Below are 21233 nucleotides of genomic sequence, written 5' to 3' on the forward strand. Positions count from 1 at the left end.
CTTGGATTAGTGAATCGTTTCGTTGCCCGCGCCATTGCTGGTCAGGCTTTCATTCACGCTTTCGTCGGCACTCGCGACGATGGCATCGATCAGGTGTTCGGCGAGGCCTTCAAACGGCACGCTCGTCTGATTGTTCGACGGATCGGCCGCACGCAGGTGCTTGACCACCGCCGTGCCCGCGGCCACTTCGTTCTCACCGACGATGATCGCGAAGCTTGCACCGCTCGCGTCCGCACGCTTCATCTGCGACTTGAAGCTGCTGCCCTTGCCATCCGGGCTGCAATGGAACACGACGTTCAGGCCAGCATCGCGCATGCGTTCTGCGGCGATCAGTGCCGGCGCCACGGCAGCTTCGCCCTGGTGCACCACATACACGTCGGCGCCTTCCGCCTGCGGCACGAGATCGTCTTCGCGCAGCAGCTCGAGAATGCGCTCCACCCCCATCGCCCAACCGCACGCCGGCGTGGCATCGCCACCGAGTTGTTCGACCAGCGGGTCGTAACGACCGCCACCCGCCACCGTCCCCTGGGCGCCGAGCTTGTCGGTCACCCACTCGAACACGGTCAGATTGTAGTAGTCGAGACCACGCACCAGTCGGGGGTTGATAGTAAAGGGAATGTTGTTCGCCTTGAGCAGCGATTGCACACCTTCGAAATGCTTGATCGAGTCTTCGCCGAGGTAGTCGATCAACTTCGGTGCAGCTTCGACCATCGCCTGCATCGCCGGGTTCTTCGTGTCGAGCACGCGCAGCGGGTTGGTGTAAAGACGGCGCTTGCCATCTTCATCGAGCAGGTCGACGTGCTTCTCGAGGTAGGCGATCAGATCGGCACGGTGACGTGCGCGCTCTTCGCCCTGCCCCAGCGAATTCAGTTGCAGATGGATGCCCGTCAGGCCGAGGTCGTCCCACAGGCGCTGGCACATCAGAATAATTTCGACGTCCGCATCGGGGCCCGCCAGACCAAGCGCTTCCACGCCGACCTGATGGAACTGACGATAACGGCCGCGTTGCGGCTTTTCATGACGGAACATCGGGCCGAAGTACCACAGGCGCTTCGGGCCGCTGTACAGCAGATTGTGCTCAAGCGTGGCGCGCACCGCTGCGGCCGTACCTTCCGGACGCATCGTGAGCTGCTCGCCGTTGAGCGAATCCGTAAAGCTGTACATCTCTTTCTCGACGATATCGGTCACTTCGCCGATGCCGCGCGTGAACAGCTGCGTGTGTTCGAGAATCGGCGTACGGATCTGTTGATAGCCGTAAGCGCGCAACATGGCACGCACCGATTCTTCGAAAAACTCCCACAGGGCTTCGTCCTGCGGAAGGATGTCATTCATGCCCTTGACCCCAGCCAGCTTGGCGGGGCGCTTCTTCTTTTCTTCAGTCATATTCTCTTTGTCCTGCCCGCTTGATCCCGCGTCCATCTTCACTTGAATCGATCTCGATCGACTCAGGCGGCGACGGCACCTTCGGTCTGTGCGTAGCGGGTCTTCACATAGTCGTCGACGATCTGCTGGAACTCTTCCGCGATATGGTCGCCGCGCAGGGTACGCACTTTCTCACCATCGACGAACACTGGCGCCGCCGGCGATTCGCCCGAACCCGGCAAGCTGATGCCGATGTTCGCGTGCTTCGATTCGCCCGGGCCATTCACGATGCAGCCCATGACCGCCACGTTCATGTTCTCGACGCCCGGATATTGCGCCTTCCACACCGGCATTTGTTCACGCAGGTACGACTGAATCTTCGAGGCCAGTTCCTGGAACACCGTGCTCGTGGTGCGGCCGCAACCCGGGCAAGCGATGACCATCGGCGCAAACGCGCGCAGGCCCATCGTTTGCAGGATTTCCTGCGCCACCACCACTTCGCCCGTGCGTGCACCGCCCGGTTCCGGCGTCAGCGAAATACGGATCGTGTCGCCAATGCCTTCCTGCAACAGCACGGCCAGTGCAGCCGTCGAGGCCACGATGCCCTTCGATCCCATACCCGCTTCGGTCAGCCCCAGATGCAACGCATAGTCGCAACGCTTGGCCAGTTCGCGGTACACCGCGATCAGGTCCTGCACGGCGCTCACCTTGCACGACAGCAGAATCTTGTCGGCCGACAGACCGACACGCTGCGCCAGCTCAGCCGACTCGAGTGCCGACGTGATCAGCGCTTCGTACATCACGCTCTGCGCTTCCCACGGCGTGGCGCGCGAGGCGTTCTCGTCCATGATGCGGGCGAGCAGCGACTGGTCGAGACTGCCCCAGTTCACGCCGATACGCACTGGCTTGTCGTACTTGCAGGCCGCTTCGATCATCTGCGCGAATTGCGTGTCGCGCTTGGCGCCCTGACCGACGTTACCCGGGTTGATACGGTACTTCGACAGCGCTTCGGCGCATGCCGGATAGTCGTTGAGCAGCTTGTGACCGTTGTAGTGGAAGTCGCCCACCAGCGGCACCATCACGCCCATACGATCGAGCTGATCGCGAATCGCCGGTACCGCCGCCGCCGCTTCCGGCGTGTTGACGGTGATGCGCACCAGTTCGGACCCGGCTTGCGCCAGTTCCTTCACCTGAATGGCCGTGCCGATCGCGTCTGCGGTGTCGGTGTTGGTCATCGATTGCACGCGAATCGGCGAATCGCCGCCGACCGTCACGAGCTGGCCACCCCAACGAATCGCGACTTTACGCGACTGACGGCGCGGTGCCGGACCGCCAATGATCGGCATGCATTCTACAGAAGCCATGATTACCCTCTTTCGGTCTTACTGGAGCGTCAGACGCGCCACGTTGCCCGCGTTACGGGACTTGATCTCGACCGGTTGACCGTTGAACTCCAGCGACTCGACGCCCGCGACGTTACCCACAACGATCTTGAACGGCGCTTCGCCCGTAATTTCCTGTTCGGCACCTGCACGCATCAACTGGGAGTACAGCACCTTGCCGTCCTTCGCACGCACTTCGACCCAGCTATCTGCTTTCAGATGCAACGCAATCTTGCCATTACCTGCTGCGCCCGGCGCACCAGCTGCCGAGGCGGTGACTGCCGGTGCCGGTACTGCGGCCTTGGCAGCCGAGGCTGCCGCGTTCGCGATGCCCGCCACGACATGCGTCGGATCGACCGCGGCGATCAGGCCGGCACCGGCCGTAGCCGAGCTCGCCGTCGCGGTGTTGACGGTGCTTTCCGTGTTGCCGTTGTTGGCAGCGGTGTTCACATTGTTGGTGCCATCGGCACCCGGCGGCGTGCCGTTCGCATCGGCCACGACCGGCTGACTGGCCGGCTCGGCGGCTTCCGCCCCCGGCGCCGACGCGGCACTCGCCAGATCGGCGGGCTCGGTCGACCCACGGGTCGGCTTGTGGACATTGCCGAAGTACCACGCGGCACCCGCAATCACCACGAGTGCAGCCAGCGCCCAAGGCCATTTGGCCTGCGACGCGGCGACCGGCGAGCGGAAACGCACAGGGCTCTTCGGAATACTGGGCTGCCCCGTCGGCGCCTGCGGAACATCGATCGGTGCGGTGCGGCCAAAACGGCGCAGCGGCTCGATCATCGGTTCCGGGTCACCTCCGAGCATGCGCGCGTAACTGCGCACGACCCCTTGAATAAACGGCATTTCCGGCAAGGCATCCCACTGGCCGGATTCCAGACGTTGCAGCTTCTGCACCGAGACTTTCAGACGCGCCGACACATCTTCGATCGACATGCCGCGCTTCTCGCGCAATGCGGCCAGTTGCGCACCCACCTGCGCGCCCAGCTCAGCCAATCCGGCGGCCGATCCCGACGGCGTTCCCTGGCCCTGAGCCCCGGTTTGCCCGCCTGCGTCCGCCTGATTCTGGTTATCCATCGATACGCCCCCGTTCGTAAGCAGCCGCACGCAGCGGCTGAGGATATGCTGGCGACAGCGCCATCACGTCACCGTCCTTGCGCGCGGCGTGAAGATCTGCGCGACGCTTCGGACGATTCGATGAGGGACTGACGAAATCGCGCGAAGCATCGACGATGCTCCGCGCGAGGAATGCTGTAGTGCGTGACTGATCCGCCGGGCAGCATGGCGCGCGCCGGGCCGACGGCCCTCGCCACGGTCCACGCCCGCCCATGCGCAACCTCATACGGTACGCACCTCGACCGCGATTTTCCCGAACTTGCCGCGCTGTGCGAGCCGCGTGCGATCCTGCACTTCGCCGGCGAGCTGACCACACGCCGCGTCGATGTCATCGCCGCGCGTCTTGCGCACGGTCGTGACGAGGCCTGCGTCGAGCAGAATCTGCGCAAACCGCTTGATTTGCGGATCCTTCGAGCGCAGCAGGCCCGATTCGGGAAACGGATTGAACGGAATCAGATTGAACTTGCACGGCACGTCGCGGGTTAGGGCGACAAGCTCGCGCGCATGCGCTTCGGTGTCATTCACACCGTCGAGCATGCAGTACTCGAACGTGATGAAATCGCGCGGGGCCACTTCGAGGTAGCGCTCGCACGCGCCCATCAGTTCGCGTAACGGATATTTCTTATTGAGCGGCACGAGCACATCGCGCAGCGCATCGTTCGGTGCGTGCAGCGAGACGGCCAACGCCACGGGCAGCTCCTGGCCCAGGCGATCCATCATCGGCACCACGCCGGACGTCGACAACGTCACGCGGCGACGCGACAGCCCGTAGGCGTTGTCGTCGAGCATGAGGCGCATGGCGCCCACCACGTTCTCGAAATTGAGCAGCGGCTCGCCCATGCCCATCATCACCACATTGCTGATGACGCGCTCGTTCTTGCCTTCGCGCCCGAGATCGCGGCGCAACGCAAATTCGGCCATCCACAACTGGCCGATGATCTCGCCGAGCGAGAGATTGCGTGAAAAACCCTGCTTGCCGGTCGAACAGAACCGGCAGTTGACAGCGCAGCCCGCCTGCGATGAAACGCACAGCGTGCCACGCGTCTCCTCAGGGATGTAGACGGTTTCCACGGCATTGCCGTTACCCACATCCAGCAGCCATTTGCGCGTGCCATCGGTCGACACATGGTCGGTGATAGCCGTCGGCGCAGCGATCATTGCACGTGTCTGCAATTTTTCGCGCAACGACTTGGCCAGATCGGTCATGCAGCCAAAATCGGCAGCACCCATCTGGTGGATCCAACGCTGGAGCTGGCGCGCACGGAACGGTTTTTCACCGAGCGTGCCGCAATAGGCGGCCAGACCGTCCGGATCGTAATCAAGCAGATTCGTGAGGTTGGTCATGGCCTGGTCCATCAACATCCCTTCGGTAACTTCTTGCGACTGATCGACTAAACGCGCATTAGCGCGCGTAGACGTTCAGGCCAGCGAAGAAGAACGACACTTCAACGGCAGCCGTTTCAACGGCGTCCGAACCGTGCACGGCGTTCGCGTCGATGCTGTCGGCGAAATCGGCGCGAATCGTGCCCTTCTCGGCCTTCTTCGGATCGGTAGCGCCCATCAGGTCGCGGTTCTTCAGAACAGCGCCTTCACCTTCGAGCACTTGAATCATGACCGGACCCGAGATCATGAAATCGACCAGGTCCTTGAAGAACGGGCGTTCCTTGTGAACACCGTAGAACTGTTCGGCTTCGGCGCGCGACAGTTGCACGAGCTTGGCAGCAACGATCTTCAGGCCCGCGCCTTCGAAACGGCTGTAAATCTGGCCGATCACGTTCTTGGCAACGGCATCGGGCTTGATAATCGAAAGAGTGCGTTCGACTGCCATGAAAAACTCCAAAAAATTAAGCAGTTATATAACCAACATGAACCCGTAATTGTAGCACGAAGGCTGTTATTATGGTGATGGAACCTACAGTGCGCGCACCGCTCAAACGCAGGACGGCCGGGACTGTCCGGCTTGTTGGCGAGATTCGCGCAGCAGCAGGATTCCTCACCTTCCCGCCATGGAAAGGTTGACGGCATCCCGCCGACTTGAATTTTCGGGCATTTGCCCAAACATTCTCGGCATCTTCTGAGCGCATTCCGGGACATCTTTCGATATCCTGTGACATCGACGACAAGCCAGACCAACGGCTGCGGGGGATAAACCGGCGCACGCCGGTCATCGTAAAAAGCGTCACACGACGCCTGCCGGCCCCGCTGGCGGGCACAATGACCACGGAGAACACCATATATGAACCAGGATTTCCAACGTTTCGGCTACGGCGGGCAAGGCGCGACGACCGTACAGGTGCGCAACAAGGTGCTGCGCAATACGTATTGGCTGCTCGCGCTGTCGATGCTGCCGACGATTGCGGGAGCCTGGCTGGGCGTGACCTACGGCTTCGCGCTCTTCGCGGGCAGCCCGATGGTCAGCGTCATTGCCTTCCTTGCGATCGCTTTCGGCTTCATGTTCGCCATCCAGCGCTATAAGGACAGCGGCGTGGGGGTGGCCTTGCTGCTCGGCTTCACGTTCTTCATGGGCCTGATGCTCACGCGCATGCTGAGCTTTGTGCTGGGCTTCTCGAACGGCGCGTCGCTCATCATGCTGGCGTTCGGTGGCACCGCGGTGATCTTCGGCGTGATGGCCACGGTTGCTACGGTCAGCAAGCGTGACTTCAGCGGTCTGGGCAAGTGGCTGTTCATGGGCGTGCTGGTGATCATCGTCGCCTCGATCGCCAACATCTGGCTGCAACTGCCGGCCCTGATGCTGACGGTCTCGGTGCTCGCCATCGCGATCTTCTCGGCCTACATCCTGTTCGACGTGCAGCGCGTGGTGAACGGCGGCGAAACGAACTATGTGACCGCCACGCTCGCGATCTACCTCGACCTGTACAACATCTTCACCAACCTGCTCGCCATCCTCGGCGTGCTGGGCGGCAACCGCAACTGATCGCGGTGGATGATTGAAGAGCCCCGACGGGCGTCACGCCCGTCCCGGCCTTAGGTTGCCAAGCGGTACAAAAAAGCCAGTCCCTCGGGACTGGCTTTTTCTTTGGCTGGACGCGGATAACACCTCAGCGACAATCAGCCCCGTGTCTTGGCAGACGACGGCTTGTGCGTGCCGCCCGCCAATTCACACGATCGGATCAGACGTCTTCGTGAATCACGCCGTCACCGTCTACCGCACCGGCGATGGCTTCCACACCCACGTCAGCCTCGCCCGCCTGGGCGTCCGCATCTGCCTCGGACACGCGCACAAGCGGCACCCACGGCTGACCGATGCTCTCATGCTCGAACACGGCCATCGACTCAACGTGCGACGTGTGCGGGAACATGTTCACCACCCCTGCCTGCGTCAGGCGATAGCCCGCTTCGTGCACCAGCAGGCCCGCGTCGCGCGCCAGCGTTGCCGGGCTGCACGACACATAGACGATACGCTTAGGCAGCCCTTCATAGCCTTGCTGGGCCAACTCGGCGAGCGCCTTCGATACGGCGAGTGCACCTTCGCGCGGCGGATCGATCAGATAGCGGTCGAAAGCGCCCAGCGCGCGGATGTCCTCCGCCGTGATGTCGAACAGGTTGCGGCAGGCGAATTCCGTGTGTGCCGCGACACCGTTGCGCTCGGCATTGGCGAGCGCGCGCTCGGTCAGCGCCGTGCTGCCTTCGATACCCATCACCGTGCCGGCACGACGTGCGAGCGGCAGCGTGAAGTTGCCCAGACCGCAGAACAGATCAAGCACGCGCTCGGTCGACTCAGGCGCGAGCAGTCGCAGCGCACGGTGCACGAGCACCCGATTGATCTGGTGATTGACCTGTGTGAAGTCCGTCGGCTTGAACGGCATCCGGATCTGGTATTCCGGCAGCGTGTAGTGCAGTTCCGGCGCCAGCGGATAGAACGGCACCGCGGTGTCCGGCCCCTTGGTCTGCAACCAGAACTGGACCGCGTTCGCATCGGCAAACGTGCGCAGAATATCCTCGTCCGCCGGCGTGAGCGGCTCGAGAATACGCAGCACGAGGGCCGTCACGTCGGCACCGATGGCCAGCTCGATCTGCGGCAGGCGCTCCCGAATCGACAGCGACTCGACCAACCGGCGCAGCGGCACCAGCATGTCGGAAATACGTCGCGGCAGCACTTCGCACGAATCCATATCGGCGACGTAGCTGCTCTTGCGTTCGTGGAAGCCAATCAGCACACCACCCTTCTTGGGCACGTAGCGCACCGTCAGGCGGGCACGGAAACGATATCCCCAGTCCGGCCCCTGAATCGGGCGCAGCATCGTCTCGGCCTTGACCTTGCCCAGACGGGCCAGATTGTCTTCGAGCACACGTTGCTTGATGGCGATCTGGGCGCGCGGCTCCAGATGCTGCATCGAGCAGCCGCCGCATTTGCCGAAATGCGGACATTGCGGCTTGGCACGGATCGAGCTGGAACGCAGCACTTCCAGCGTGTCAGCCTGTTCGAACTTGGGTTTGCGGCGATAGCTCAGGTATTTGACACGCTCCCCGGGCAGCGCACCTTCGACGAAGATGACTTTGCCGGGTTTGTATTCCGGCGTGCCAGGTTCACCTTCGGGAGCGGTGCGGCCAACGCCGCGCGCTTCCATGTCGAGCGAGTCGATATCGATAATGCCGGGCTCGGCACTCGGCCGGCCGCGCGAGGAGTTTCGGGAGGAGCGGGTCACGTCTTTGTTCTCATAGCGACAGCAAACCCAGCATTTTAATCGATTCGCGCGCGCCTTCCCACTTGTCGCATCAAACCCACGCGTCGAGATATTCCTTCCAGTGCGGTGCCGCCTCGTCGCCCAGCGAGCGCTTCACGAACTCGATTTCCTGCTCGTATTCCGCCTGACGCAGACCACCGCGCATCAATTGAAAGCGGCAGTACACCAGATACGTGTTCACGACGTCGGTCTCGCAGTAATTGCGGATCTCTTCGAGCTTGCCGTCGCGATACGCTTCCCACACCTTGCTGCCATCCATGCCCAGCTTGCCGGGAAAGCCGCACAGTTTCGCCAGATCGTCGAGCGGTGCGTTGGCACGTGCCTGATACATCGCCAGCAGATCCATCAGGTCGAGATGACGTTGGTGATAGCGGCTGATGTAGTTGTTCCACTTGAACTCGCGGTCGTCTTCGCCCATGTCCCAATACCGCGGGGCGGCGACACCGTGAATCATCGCGCGGTAATGCAGTACGGGCAGATCGAAGCCGCCGCCGTTCCACGATACCAACTGCGGCGCGTACTTTTCGATGGTGCGATAGAAACCCGACACCAGCGCCGCCTCACCGTCTTCCAGTGTGCCGAGCGACTTCACCCGAAAGCCGTCGCGGTCCCGAAAGACGCACGAAATCGCAGCGATCCGGTGCAGATGCAAGGGCAGAAAATCGTGTCCGACCTTGGCGCGCCGGGCGGCGAACGCGGCTTCGGCCACCTCGTCGTCGGTCATGCCGGCATACGCCGGTTCGAGTCGGCGCAAACCGTCGACGTCGGGAATCGTTTCAATATCGAAGACGAGTACGGGAGATGCCATGATGAGAATCGGGAAAGGAATGGAAAAGGCGGCCGCACATGACGCGGCGACCGGCAGCGCCGCCCGCACCAACGACTCAGAGCACCGCGTCCTTGCGCACGCCGTTCGACGCGAAATAGCGCTTGAGCTTGACGAGCGCCTCCTGCTGAATCTGGCGCACGCGCTCGCGAGTCAGCCCCATTTCGTCGGCGAGCTCTTCGAGCGTGGCGGGCTCAACGCGATTGAGGCCGAAGCGGCGCTCGATCACATAGCGATGTTTGGTCGACAGCCGTGACAGCCAAAGGCGCATGAGGTCTTCCAGCTCGCGATGCTGGACTTCCTGCTCAGGCGCCACGCCATGATCGTCAGACAGCAAATCCAGCAGGCTGCTGCCGGGATCGATCTCAAGCGGTGCGTCGAGCGAAGCCACGTGCTCGTTAAGCGCCAGAATGTCGGTAATTTCGTCGGGGGTCTTGCCGGTCAGATCGGCAATGTCTTCGATACTCGCATCACGCTGCTCGCCGCCGTCGACGTATGCCGCGCTCTTTTCCAGATGGCGCTTGGCGCGCAGCACCTGATTGAGCTCGCGGATCACGTGCACCGGCAAACGCACCGTGCGTGCCTGATTCATGATGGCGCGCTCGATGCTCTGGCGAATCCACCACGTGGCGTAAGTTGAGAAGCGGAAGCCGCGGCCCGGGTCGAATTTCTCGATCGCATGCATGAGGCCGAGATTGCCCTCTTCGATGAGATCGAGCAGCGGCACACCGCGGTTGAGATATCCCTTGGCGATGCTGACGACCAAGCGCAGATTGCGCTCGATCATCACCTGCCGCGCGGCAAACTCGCCGGCTTGCGCGCGCGTCGAGTAATCGAGTTCCTCGGCGGGCGTAAGCAGCGGCTTGACGCTGATGCGATTGAGATAGTGCTGGACGGTATCGGCAGTGAGTTCGGCCTGAAGCACCGTGCCGAAATCGTCGCCATCGGCAGCTTTGCGCTTGCGTCCGCCAGACGATGTCTCACTAGTACCTTCGCCGCTGCCCTCTTCGTCGGATGACGGGGCGTCATCCTCCTCCGCCTCGCGCTCGTCGAAAGCGTCGTCCACGTCCTCTTCCTGCCGGGATTGCCGATCGTCGACTTCCTGATCGGGCTCCGGGGCAGCGAGGTCTTCCTCTTGCGAAGTACGACGCTTTCTCTTGAGCATTCGACCCTGCCTTGTTTATTGAGGCGGCAAATACTTCATCGGATCCACAGGTTTGCCATCACGGCGCACCTCGAAATGCAACATGACACGATCGGCATCGGAGTTGCCCATTTCGGCAATTTTCTGACCGCGCGTGACGCTGTCGCCTTCCTTGACCAACAGTGTGCGGTTGTGCGCATACGCCGTCAAGAAGGTCGAGTCGTGCTTGATGATCACCAGGTTGCCGTAACCACGCAGACCGGCACCCGAGTACACCACCTTGCCCGCGCCCGCGGCATACACCGGGTCACCGACATTGCCCGCGATGTTCAACCCCTTGTTCTTCGAATCGTCGAAGCGGCCGACCACACTGCCCTTGGCCGGCCACGACAGGGCCAGATCACCGCTCGACACTGCGCTCGGTGCGGCCGATGCTGCCGAACTGCTCGGCGGCGGCACCACCGCAGGTGGCACCGAAGCCGGATTGGGGCTCGTGGTTGCCGTCGATGGTGTGGTGCCAATCGGTGCCGGCAGCGGCGTGCCGGTATCGCCCGCAGGCGGCTTCACACGCAGCACCTGACCGACTTCGATCTGGTCCGGATTCTGAATGTTGTTCCAGCGCGCGATATCGCGATAATTCTGACCGTTTTCCAGCGCGATCCGATAGAGACGATCGCCCGGCTTGACGCGGTAGAAGCCCGGTGGCACCGGCGTATTGTCGATGACGGGAGCCCCCGTCACGCTGCTGTCGGTCGTTGTACCGCCTACGGTACGGTCAACGACCGGTGCGCCGACCTGTCGCGATGCGCATGCTGCCAGCATGCTAAGCAACAGAACACTGGCGACGCGTTGTTGAATACCCGCTCGCAAATTCACTCAATTCCTCCGCAGAATAGGCCCGACGGGCTTAGATGATGCCCGATTTTAAGGGGACGAATAACACCCTATCAAGCTGCGTCTCGCGCCACTGGCGCGTACCGACACGCTCGATGAGGGTCAAAATCTGTTGCTCGCCGCCCACCGGGGCAACGAGACGTGCGCCGACGGCGAGCTGATCGAGCAGCGCATCCGGAATCTCAAGTCCGGCGGCAGCGATCACAATGCCGTCGAACGGCGCCACGGCCGGCAGACCGAGCCGGCCATCGCCGTAGTGCAACCGGATGTTCGGCACACGCAACGGCCGCAGGTTGGCTTTCGCCCGTTCATGCAGCGGACGCACCCGTTCGATTGAGTAGACGTCGCGTGCCACACAAGACAGCACCGCCGCCTGATAGCCGCAACCGGTGCCGATTTCCAGCACCTTCTCCAGCGGACGGCCACTCGCGAGCAGCAACTCGATCATGCGACCGACCACCGACGGCTTCGAAATCGTCTGGCCATGTCCAATGGGCAACGCCGCATCTTCATAGGCCTGATTGGCCAGCCCCGCATCGACAAAGCCGTGGCGCGGCACCGTCGCGAGCGCTGCCAGCACACCCGCGTGTTTGACGCCCGATGCGGCAACGCGTTCAGCCATCCGGCCCCGCACGCGCTCCGAGGTAAGACCAATACCGTCCGGCGAAGGGAGCGGCGCCGACTTCGCGTGACGCGTGGTGTTGCCTGTCGAAACTTTCACCGGTGCCGCGGGCCCTTTGCCTTGCACCAGACGCGGCGCCGTTTTCACCGCTTGCCCGGCCCCATGAGGCGCAGGCTGCGCGTGCGGCGCACTGGCCGGCCGTGCCAGCCCCTTCGGGGTGACAGGGCGCGGTGCCGCCGAGCCCGCCGGACGCGCCGATGCCCCTGCCATCGTTGTCGCCGCCGGGCGCAGCCCGTGATGTTGAGTCGGCGTGTGACTGGCCGAAGCGGTTTTCCCTGTCGCTGGCTTGCCCGATGCCGCCGGCTTCACCTGTGTCGTCGGCGTTGTCGACTTTGCCGGTGTCGCCGCCGCACGCGTCATCGCGGCAGGCGGTGCACCAGCGGGGCTTGCCCGAGTTGCCTTGTCGAGCGCCGGCGCCTGGCGTTGGCGACGGGTCATGACTTCGGACAGCGGCAGGGGAAAACGCTTCGGCGGTGTCGTCATTGTCCGGCCACCCCTGCGCTGGCCAGCCAGTCATGCACGACACCGAGTCGTGCGTTATGCGTGAGATCCAGTTGCAAGGGGGTGACCGAGACGTAATCGTGCGCCACGGCGTGAAAATCGGTGCCTTCGCTGCTATCGCGCGCGTCGCCGGCCGGACCGATCCAGTAGATGGTGTCGCCGCGCGGGCTTTCCTGACGGATCACCGGCTGCGACTGATGCCGCTTGCCCAGACGCGTCGCTTGCGCGCCCTTGAGCTGGTCGTACGGCAAATTCGGAATATTGACGTTGAGGAGAATCGGCGCGCCAAGCGGCCGCTCCATATAGCGCTCGATCACGTCGCGCGCCACACGTGCGGCGCTGTCGAGGTGATCCCAGCCCTTATGTACCTGAGAGAAGGCGAACGACGGAATACCGAAGAGAAAGCCTTCGGTGGCCGCCGCGACGGTGCCGGAATACAGCGTGTCTTCGCCCATGTTCTGGCCGTTGTTGATGCCGGAGACCACAATGTCGGGCCGCTCGTCGAGCAGCCCGGTCAGCGCAACGTGAACACAATCGGTCGGCGTGCCGTTGATGAAAGTGAACCCGTTGCTGCCTTTGAAGACCGACAGCGGCCGTTGGAGGGTCAGAGAATTGGACGCACCGCTACAGTTCTGTTCGGGCGCCACCACGGTAATGTCACCAAGCGGGGCCAGCGCTTCGTAGAGCGCGGCCAGGCCTGGCGCCTGATACCCATCGTCGTTGCTGAGCAGGATTCGCATGTGGGCAATTGTAACCGAGGAAAGGTCCCCGGATATGACGCTCACGAGGCGTCGGATGCCTACATCTTCTCCGTTTCACCCGCCTGCGGCTGCCAGACCAGCAGTCGCTTCTCCACCACACCGACGAGCCCGTCGAGCACCAGCGCGAACGCCGTCAGAATCAGCACCCCGGCAATCACGGCGTTGATGTCGAACGTGCCTTCCGCTTGCAGAATCAGGTAGCCCACGCCACGCGCCGACCCCAGATACTCGCCCACGACGGCACCGACGAACGCGAGCCCCACCGAGTTGTGCAAACTGGAGAACACCCAGCTCGTCGCGCTCGGCAGATAGACCCGGCGCAGCAACTGGCGTTGATTCGCTCCCAGCATGCGTGCATTGGCGAGCACCACCGGGCTGACTTCCTTCACGCCCTGATAGACGTTGAAGAACACGATGAAGAACACCAGCGTGACGCCGAGTGCCACCTTCGACCAGATACCGAGCCCGAACCACACCCCGAAGATCGGCGCGAGAATCACGCGCGGCATCGAGTTGGCGGCCTTGATATACGGGTCAAGCAACGCACCGGCGGCGGGCGAAAGCGCAAGCCACAGCCCGACAGCCAGCCCGGCCACCGTGCCAATGGCAAATGCGAGCACAGTCTCGAGCAACGTCACCCCGAGGTGAAGATAGATCTCCCCGCTGGCGAACCACTGCCAGATCTGCCACAGCACCTTCTGCGGTTCTCCGAAGAAGAAGGCGGCCTTGTCGGGACTATCGAAGTAGAACGCCGGCAGCAGTGTGGGGCTGGTCAGGACATACCAGACCAGAAAACTCACTACCAGCAGCAGCCATTGCCACAACCGCAAATGGCGCATGATCGAACGATTACGCATGACGAACGAATTCCGGGAATATCAGACAAGCCAATCGAACCAGCCGAAGATGTCGGGCAAATCGAAGCAATCCATCCAGTCGAACCACTGAACCCAGCCGCACCCGATGTTCAGGGGGGCCAACGTGATCTGGTGGCTCACGAAGCTCAGGAAAGTCACGATTTGTCCCATGACGCTCAGACGGCCTTGAGCTGTTGGGCGTAACCCTTCAACACTTCTTCGCGCAACACATCCCATATCTGGGCATGCAGCTCGGTGAAGCGCGGCAGGTTCCGAATCTCGGCCACATCGCGCGGACGCGGCAGGTCGATGCGGAACTCGCCGATCGGATGGGTGCCCGGCCCGGCGGCCAGCACCACCACCCGGTCGGACAGCGCAATCGCCTCGTCCAGATCGTGCGTGATGAAGAGCACGGCGCGACGCTTGGCGGCCCACAGTTCGAGCAGTTCGTTCTCCATCAACTGACGCGTCTGGATGTCGAGCGCCGAGAACGGTTCGTCCATCAGAATGATGTCCGGATCGAGAATCAGCGTCTGCGCCATGGCCACACGCTTGCGCATGCCGCCCGAGAGCTGATGCGGATACCGGTCGCCAAACCCGCCCAACCCAACGCGCTTGAGCCATTCGTCCCCGCGCGCCCTCGCCTCTTCCGGCGCGACACCCCGGAACTCCAGCCCGGCGGTCACGTTGTCGATCGCGTTGCGCCAAGGCATCAGCGCTTCGGCCTGAAACATATAGCCCGCGCGCGAGTTGATCCCCGTGAGCGGTTCGCCGAACACTTTCACCGTGCCCGACGACGGCATCAGCAGCCCCGCCGCGACGTTGAGCAGCGTCGACTTGCCGCAACCGGTCGGGCCAACGACCGACACGAACTCGCCCGGCGCAATGTCGAGCGAGGTGTCGGCCACGGCCGTGTAGCGCTGACGACGATCGTCGCGCGCGACGAACGTGCAGGTAATGCTGTCAAAACTCAGAGCCGGCGCAGTCATCATTTGTACTTGGCGTCGGCCTTCTTGGTGAACTCGTTCGTGAACGTCTTCGCCAGATCGATCGGGCGGCCCTTCACGGTCTCATCGAATGCCTGCAACGTGCGCAGCGCCGTCGCGGGGCCATCGGCGGGAATGATGCCGTCCGGCGAGATGGCTTCCTTCACGCGGCTCCATGCATCGAGGTACAACGCGCGGTCGCCGAGCAGATACGCTTCGGGCACCGTCTTGATCAGATCCGAGGGGCCTGCCGTCTGCAACCAGCGCAGCGCACGCACCATCGCATTGGCGAGGGCCTGCGTGGTGTTCGGATTTTTCTGGATGAACGACTCGTTCGTGTAAAGACAGCCGGCCGGCATATTGCCGCCGAACACCGACACCGTTTCCTTGAGCGTGCGCGTATCCGAGATCACGCGGATCTCCTTGTCGCGCTCGAGCATCGTGATGACCGGGTCGAGGTTGACGATCGCGTCGATGTTGCCCGAGCGAATTGCCGCGAGCGCACCCGACGAGGCACCGACACCGACGAACGCCACTTCATTGGGTTTCACGCCGCCCTTGGCGAGCACGAAGTTCGCCATGATGTTCGTCGACGAGCCCGGTGCCGTCACACCGATCTTCTTGCCGCGCAGGTCGGCGAGCGACTTGTAATTCGGCATCGTCTTGTTCGACACGCCGAACACGATCTGCGGCGCGCGGCCTTGCAATACGAAGGCGCGGATGAACTGATTCTTGGCCTGCAACAGAATGGTGTGCTCGTAAGCCCCCGAGACCACATCGGCGCTGCCGCCGACGAGTGCCTGAAGCGCTTTCGAGCCGCCCGCGAAGTCGGAGATTTCGACGTCGAGGCCTTCGTCCTTGAAGTAGTTCAGGCGCTCGGCAATCGTGAGCGGCAGGTAATAGAACAGGTTCTTGCCGCCAACGGCGATAGCGATCTTGGTCTTTTCAAGTTTGGCTTGTGCGAAGCCCTGGCGAATGCCTGCGCTCAGCAGACCGGTGGCGGCAAGAGCCGTCACGAACTGACGTCGTTGCATGGTGATTGTCTCCGTGGTTGCAGCGTTCTTTCTTTATTCGACGTGCTTTATTCACGAGACGCCTGCGCGAGCCGTCCGACCTTGCCCCGGTCACACCGGGCGAAGTCGGCACCGTCGGCACGGCACCCCGTGATCCTGCGCCAGCGATCACTCAAATGATCTTGTTCTCGCGCAGGGTCTTGATTTGCCCGGCATCATAACCCAGTTGCCCAAGCACCTCATCCGTGTGTTCGCCCAGCGCCGGGCCGAGCCACTGGGTCTCGCCCGGGGTATCGGATAGCTTGGGCGTAATGTTCGGCAGGTCGATCGGCGTGCCATCCGGAAAACGGTAACGCTGGATCATCTGGCGCGCAGCAAACTGCGGGTCCTGGAACATGTCGGCCACCGTGTAGATTCGGCTCGCGGGCACGTCGGCGCCCTGCAAGACGGTGAGCGCTTCATCGATAGGACGCGCGCGAGTCCACCCGCCAATCGCGTCGTCGATTTCCTGCGTGCGCGGCACACGGCCATCGTTGTGCGCGAGGCCCGGGTCTTCCGCAAGATCGGCGCGGCCGATGGCATGCATCAGCCGTTTAAAAATCGGATCGCTGTTGCCGCCGACGACGATCATGCCGTCTGCGCACGGGTAGGTGTTCGACGGCACGATGCCCGGCAGCGAGGCACCGGTGCGCTCACGCACCATGCCCGCCACGCTGTATTCGGGCACCACGCTCTCCATCAGGTTGAACACGGCTTCATACAGCGCGACGTCGACCACCTGCCCTCGCCCGCCGTTCACGTTGCGGTGATGCAGCGCCATCATCGCGCCGATCACACCGTGCAACGCCGCAATCGAATCGCCAATCGAGATGCCGATGCGCGGCGGCGGCAGGTCGGGATAGCCGGTGATATGACGCAAGCCGCCCATCGATTCGGCAATCGCACCGAAGCCGGGCCGGTCGCGATAGGGGCCGGTCTGGCCGTAGCCCGAGAGGCGCACCATCACCAGCCCCGGATTGTCGGCCGAGAGTTGTTCGTAACCGAGCCCGAAACGCTCAAGCAAACCGGGGCGGAAGTTCTCGACCACGATATCGGCTTGCGCCGCGAGCTTGCGCACGATGGCCTGCCCTTCCGGTGCCTTGAGATTGACCGTCACCGACTTTTTGTTGCGAGCCTGCACGGCCCACCAGAGCGATGTGCCGCCCGCATCGGGATGCATCTTGCGCCACTTGCGCAACGGGTCGCCGTGCTCCGGATCTTCGATCTTGATGACTTCGGCACCAAACTCGCCGAGCATGCGTGCGGCGAACGGCCCGGCGATGAGCGTGCCCAGTTCAAGCACCTTCACACCGGCGAGCGCGCCCTTGCCCGGCAAGCCGGAAGCACCGGCAGCACCGGCAGCACCTGCGGAAGCCGTGGAATCGGGAGGCACTTGGGAGGAAGACGTACCGGCAGCGGTGTTGGCCTGAGCGGCCTGCGGTGAGCGCGAAGCTTCGAACGACTTGGACAACGTGGACTCCTGTGCTTCATCGACGGGCGTTGCCGTCAACTCCGGCGCCCTGCCCGCAAGCAGGACACCTCAAAAATGGGCTGCCAAACTTTACAAACGCGTCTACGAATGCGTTCGCAAACGAACGCCTATGGTAATGCGAGTGCGTGCACTCGGCCATCCGCATGAGTACTATCCGGTGGGGGCGTTGTTTTGCGGTACGAAATAGAGGCGACAGATAAGGACGGGCGCGTCGGTCACGTCTCGAAGAGATGCCGCGCGCCGCGCTGTGCCGCGATGTAGATGGCCTCGCCGCGGTTGCGCGCCCCGAGCCGCCGGTACAAGGCCGAGACATGCGTCTTGGCGGTGCCCTCGGAGATCACCAGTTGCTGGCAGATGGTCTTGATCGACAACCCGCGCGAGAGCAGCGCGAGAATTTCGTACTGGCGCTGTGAGATGCCCAATAACGCCGACTCGGCGAGTTGCGTGGCCTTGTCGCCGCCGAGCGGAAACACCGGCATGCGAGACAGCGGCAATGCTTCGCCCAGTGCCTCCTGACGCCAGAGCACGAGCAACGCGGAGAGCGCCTCTTCGGGCACGTAACGGCCGCCCGAAAACGCCATATCGAAGACCGAACGAATGCGTGCAAGCGAGTTCGGCCACGGCAGGCATGCGGTGACGCCCGCCTGAAGCCAGCGAATGATTTCGTCGGGAAAACCCGCATCGCCGACGACGATCACCGGCACCGGCGGGGTGCATTCACTCGCTACCGCGCACAAGGTGTCGACGGCCGGTGTGCGCGCAATCGTCTCGTCGAGCACGAGCGCACGCCGCGACGGCAGCTCGCGCAGCCAAAGCCAGTCTTGTCCCGTGACATCGTCCACGTGACGCAGGACTGGTGGCGTCGCGTTCGCCTCGGTTTGCAACGCGACTTGCAGGCCGCTCAGCCAGGTGGCAGCCTCACCCACGACCAGCACACGCATGGTTTCCCCTGTCGATCCGGTCGGCCTCTGCGCCGCCGTTCCCCACTTCCCGTTTCCCGCTAATTTTGTGACGCCTGTCGTTTTGTCATGTTTTCTACGGACTGCGGCCCATCTTGCGGGCCGCGCCGCCAGCAAAAAACCGAAGAAGTCTTCAGTCTTTTGTCATCCGGTTTTACGTATCAGGCATCACCTCGTTGTTCGAGCAGTTTATGCGTGAAGCCCGCGTAACGGCGCGCCGGCGGACCTGTGACGCCCATCGATGTTGCCTTTGCGCGACAAAACGCAGTTTGCGTAAATTAATTACTCAAACAAGCGAAAGCAAGCTATTACTTTTTTCCCCTTTCCTTTCTGTAAACGCGCAATAAAATACAGCCAGTATCGCGAGAACAGCATGCGGAGGCCGGGGGGCACGCCATGTCACACATCTTCGACAGCAAGACGCGCACTGCCATGTTTTGCGTGGCCGTTGCGTGCATCACCTCACCGGCTTATGCCGACTCGCTGGACGTTGGCGCCGTGCCGGTCGCTGTGAGCGATGCGCTGCTCAACAGCACTCGCGCGACCAACGCTCAACGCACCCTTGTCGTGACCAACGTACCCGGCGGCGCCGCTTCGGCGATTGCCCCGGTCAACGCGACCATGACAACGGCGAACAACGTGCGCCTGTGGGATGAAGTGATCCCGCCCGTCCCGTCGCCGAAACCCACACAAGTCTCGACGTCGAACCTGCCGCGCACCGTGGTGGCCAGTGCGCAAAACAATCTGCAAAGAACCAGCCTGAACATCAACGCCACATCGTCGCGGTTGCCGCGCTGAAAATGCGCTGAGTCAGCACCCGCCCGCCGACGTCGAACTTACCGCTTCACCCCATCACCATCAAAACAGCCCGGCCAACATCGGCCGGGCTTTTTCCGTCATCAGAACGTGTACGGGAAACGCACCCCGATCACGTAGTTCGGGGCATCCGGCGACATGCCGGCGTTGACGTAGCCGTTGATCGTCCAGTGCTTGTCGATCGCGTAGTTGATGCCGAAGTTGAGCGACGCCGCGTTGGTCGTGCTGCCCGCGACCGTGGTGTAGCTCCCGCCCGGCGACGCGGTCTTCGTGGCACGCGAGATGGCCGTCGAGTACGAAATCGACAGTGCAGTTTTGTCGTTGAGCGCCAACGCCATCCCGGCCCCCACCTGCACGATGTCGCCAAGCTTGACCTTCGCCGGCGTGGTCGTGCCTTCGATCGTCGAGATGTCGTCGAACGTACGAGCCATGTTGTACGTGTAAGCCACGTTGGCGAACAACACGATCGGATCGTAGGTGCGCAGGAACGACAACCCGGCGGTGAACGCCCAGATGCCGTTACCCGTGGGCAAACGCGACGGCGTGGTCAGGTTGTTGTTCGTGGGGTCGGGCGTGCCGAGTTTGATGCCGAACGGCGAGGTGCCGGTCGGTGCCGTCACCCGGAACGACCCGACAATGTCGGGCCAGTTCTGCGATTCCTTGACGAACTGGTAATACAGCGACGCGTTCACGTCGCCGATGTTCGCCGAGTTCTTGCTGATATCGCTGATCGCCGATGACGCGCCGCCCACCCCGCCCGAAATGAAGTCGGAGTTGCGATACAGATACGGCACGTCGAACGCCACGCTCAATCGGTCGTTGATCCCGTAGCGCGTGTTGACGTCGAACGTCCACACGTTGGCTTTGGTTTCGCCGAGATTCAACTGACCGAGAAAGATGGCATCGAGCGCGAGAAAGCCGCTCAGCACGAGTTGCCGGCGATCGTAGTAGCTGTAGCTGATACCGGCGTCGATGGTGAGCTTGCGATCGAAGAGCGGCGCGTGCTGCGCCTGCACCACCGCCTCTTCAGCCGGCGTGCGTTGCGAGTCGCTCGTGCTCTTTTGCATCTGCTGCGTTTCGCCGATCGGCGTGGCGGACGTCGGGCCAGCCGCCCCCGCCGCGCCACCGCCCGGCGTACCTGCCGAGCCGGCGGCGGAGCCGTCACCGGGTGAGACTTGCGCGATCTGCGCGGTGTCCCAGGCAGTGAGCCCGCGACCGCGTTGCGCCATCTCGATGTCGGTCAGGCGTTGCTTCAGAGAAGAAATTTCCCGCTGCTGCCGGTCAACCATGTCCATCAACATCTGGAGACGGTTATCCGGCGATGGGTCCGTATGCTCCTGAGCCTGGGCCGATAGCGTGAAAAGCAGTACACCCCAAGTAATGGCGGCAACGGGAAAAAAACGGTGAGTCTTCATGATCCCCCCCGGGTAAAAGTGCGGCGAGCGCCTCGCGACGTCGTGCCGCGCGCAATCCAACAAACACGTGTTTCCAAACGACGGTTGTCCTTGCTGCTCGACTGCGGAGCGACGCGTGCAGGGGGTTGCTTTACCGTTGTTGCCACCCTGCCGACGTCACCCTTTTGTGCGCCACGTGCCTGCCGACCGATGCCACCGATGCCACCAATCAACCCCGCTGGGATCGCGGGTCAGCATCGCTTGCCGGCTTCAACTGCTACGCGGCGTTGCCCCTTGGTT

General features: G+C 62.7%; 20 protein-coding genes. 2 read left to right on the top strand and 18 right to left on the bottom strand.

All coding sequences use genetic code 11. From position 1 onward, the window contains the following. Positions 1–6 precede the first annotated feature (6 nt). The 5 genes from hisS to ndk all read right to left on the bottom strand — a co-directional run bounded on the left by hisS (position 7) and on the right by ndk (position 5691). A complete protein-coding gene (hisS, locus tag AT302_RS15870; protein ID WP_058379254.1) occupies positions 7–1383 on the bottom strand; it encodes a histidine--tRNA ligase in 1377 nt (458 codons plus the stop codon). 62 nt (positions 1384–1445) lie between these two features. Continuing rightward, a complete protein-coding gene (gene ispG, locus AT302_RS15875; RefSeq protein WP_058379255.1) occupies positions 1446–2726 on the bottom strand; it encodes a flavodoxin-dependent (E)-4-hydroxy-3-methylbut-2-enyl-diphosphate synthase in 1281 nt (426 codons plus the stop codon). Positions 2727–2744: 18 nt separating this feature from the next. Further along, a complete protein-coding gene (locus AT302_RS15880) occupies positions 2745–3824 on the bottom strand; it encodes a helix-turn-helix domain-containing protein (RefSeq protein ID WP_058379256.1) in 1080 nt (359 codons plus the stop codon). Positions 3825–4085: 261 nt separating this feature from the next. Further along, on the bottom strand, positions 4086–5207 hold the full coding sequence (gene rlmN, locus AT302_RS15885) for a 23S rRNA (adenine(2503)-C(2))-methyltransferase RlmN (protein ID WP_058380362.1): 1122 nt from the start codon (positions 5205–5207) through the stop codon (positions 4086–4088). Positions 5208–5265: 58 nt separating this feature from the next. Continuing rightward, positions 5266–5691, bottom strand: a complete 426-nt coding sequence (gene ndk, locus AT302_RS15890; protein ID WP_058379257.1) for a nucleoside-diphosphate kinase — start codon at positions 5689–5691, stop codon at positions 5266–5268. A 408-nt stretch (positions 5692–6099) separates the two neighbouring features. Between ndk and AT302_RS15895 the strand changes: the two genes are divergently transcribed. Beyond that, positions 6100–6798, top strand: a complete 699-nt coding sequence (locus tag AT302_RS15895; protein ID WP_058379258.1) for a Bax inhibitor-1/YccA family protein — start codon at positions 6100–6102, stop codon at positions 6796–6798. Positions 6799–6994: 196 nt separating this feature from the next. On the opposite strand, the gene rlmD is transcribed toward AT302_RS15895, so the two are convergent. The 12 genes from rlmD to AT302_RS28145 form a co-directional block, all read right to left on the bottom strand. Next, positions 6995–8452 (bottom strand): 23S rRNA (uracil(1939)-C(5))-methyltransferase RlmD, encoded by a 1458-nt coding sequence (rlmD, locus tag AT302_RS15900; RefSeq protein WP_058380363.1) that lies wholly within the window; start codon positions 8450–8452, stop codon positions 6995–6997. Between the two features lie 148 nt (positions 8453–8600). Beyond that, entirely contained in the window at positions 8601–9377 is a 777-nt protein-coding gene (locus tag AT302_RS15905) for a 3'-5' exonuclease (RefSeq protein WP_058380364.1), read from the bottom strand. A 76-nt stretch (positions 9378–9453) separates the two neighbouring features. Further along, positions 9454–10560, bottom strand: a complete 1107-nt coding sequence (rpoS, locus tag AT302_RS15910) for an RNA polymerase sigma factor RpoS (protein WP_058379259.1) — start codon at positions 10558–10560, stop codon at positions 9454–9456. A 15-nt stretch (positions 10561–10575) separates the two neighbouring features. Beyond that, a complete protein-coding gene (locus tag AT302_RS15915) occupies positions 10576–11361 on the bottom strand; it encodes a peptidoglycan DD-metalloendopeptidase family protein (protein ID WP_237172194.1) in 786 nt (261 codons plus the stop codon). A gap of 85 nt (positions 11362–11446) precedes the next feature. Further along, on the bottom strand, positions 11447–12598 hold the full coding sequence (locus tag AT302_RS15920; protein ID WP_058379261.1) for a protein-L-isoaspartate(D-aspartate) O-methyltransferase: 1152 nt from the start codon (positions 12596–12598) through the stop codon (positions 11447–11449). After that, a complete protein-coding gene (gene surE / locus AT302_RS15925) occupies positions 12595–13356 on the bottom strand; it encodes a 5'/3'-nucleotidase SurE (protein ID WP_058379262.1) in 762 nt (253 codons plus the stop codon). The genes AT302_RS15920 and surE overlap by 4 nt, the downstream gene beginning before the upstream one ends. A gap of 59 nt (positions 13357–13415) precedes the next feature. After that, on the bottom strand, positions 13416–14234 hold the full coding sequence (locus AT302_RS15930) for an ABC transporter permease (RefSeq protein WP_058379263.1): 819 nt from the start codon (positions 14232–14234) through the stop codon (positions 13416–13418). A gap of 21 nt (positions 14235–14255) precedes the next feature. Then, positions 14256–14393, bottom strand: a complete 138-nt coding sequence (locus AT302_RS27635; protein ID WP_157125806.1) for a hypothetical protein — start codon at positions 14391–14393, stop codon at positions 14256–14258. A gap of 17 nt (positions 14394–14410) precedes the next feature. Beyond that, positions 14411–15223 carry an ABC transporter ATP-binding protein gene (locus AT302_RS15935; RefSeq protein WP_058380365.1) on the bottom strand — a complete coding sequence of 271 codons (813 nt, stop codon included), beginning with the start codon at positions 15221–15223 and terminating at the stop codon, positions 14411–14413. After that, complete coding sequence (locus tag AT302_RS15940) at positions 15223–16254, bottom strand: ABC transporter substrate-binding protein (RefSeq protein WP_058379264.1); 1032 nt, start codon at positions 16252–16254, stop codon at positions 15223–15225. Before AT302_RS15940 ends, AT302_RS15935 begins: the two co-directional genes overlap by 1 nt. Positions 16255–16405: 151 nt before the next feature. Then, positions 16406–17608, bottom strand: a complete 1203-nt coding sequence (locus AT302_RS15945; RefSeq protein ID WP_058380366.1) for a CaiB/BaiF CoA transferase family protein — start codon at positions 17606–17608, stop codon at positions 16406–16408. A gap of 371 nt (positions 17609–17979) precedes the next feature. Beyond that, on the bottom strand, positions 17980–18705 hold the full coding sequence (locus AT302_RS28145) for a helix-turn-helix transcriptional regulator (protein WP_058379265.1): 726 nt from the start codon (positions 18703–18705) through the stop codon (positions 17980–17982). Between the two features lie 414 nt (positions 18706–19119). Between AT302_RS28145 and AT302_RS15955 the strand changes: the two genes are divergently transcribed. Further along, positions 19120–19521 carry a hypothetical protein gene (locus AT302_RS15955; RefSeq protein ID WP_058379266.1) on the top strand — a complete coding sequence of 134 codons (402 nt, stop codon included), beginning with the start codon at positions 19120–19122 and terminating at the stop codon, positions 19519–19521. Positions 19522–19622: 101 nt separating this feature from the next. Here AT302_RS15955 and AT302_RS15960 read toward each other — a convergent pair whose 3' ends face one another. Beyond that, entirely contained in the window at positions 19623–20954 is a 1332-nt protein-coding gene (locus tag AT302_RS15960; RefSeq protein WP_058379267.1) for a hypothetical protein, read from the bottom strand. Between the last annotated feature and the right edge of the window lie 279 nt (positions 20955–21233).

Source organism: Pandoraea norimbergensis (assembly GCF_001465545.3).
Taxonomy (GTDB): Bacteria; Pseudomonadota; Gammaproteobacteria; order Burkholderiales; family Burkholderiaceae; genus Pandoraea; species Pandoraea norimbergensis.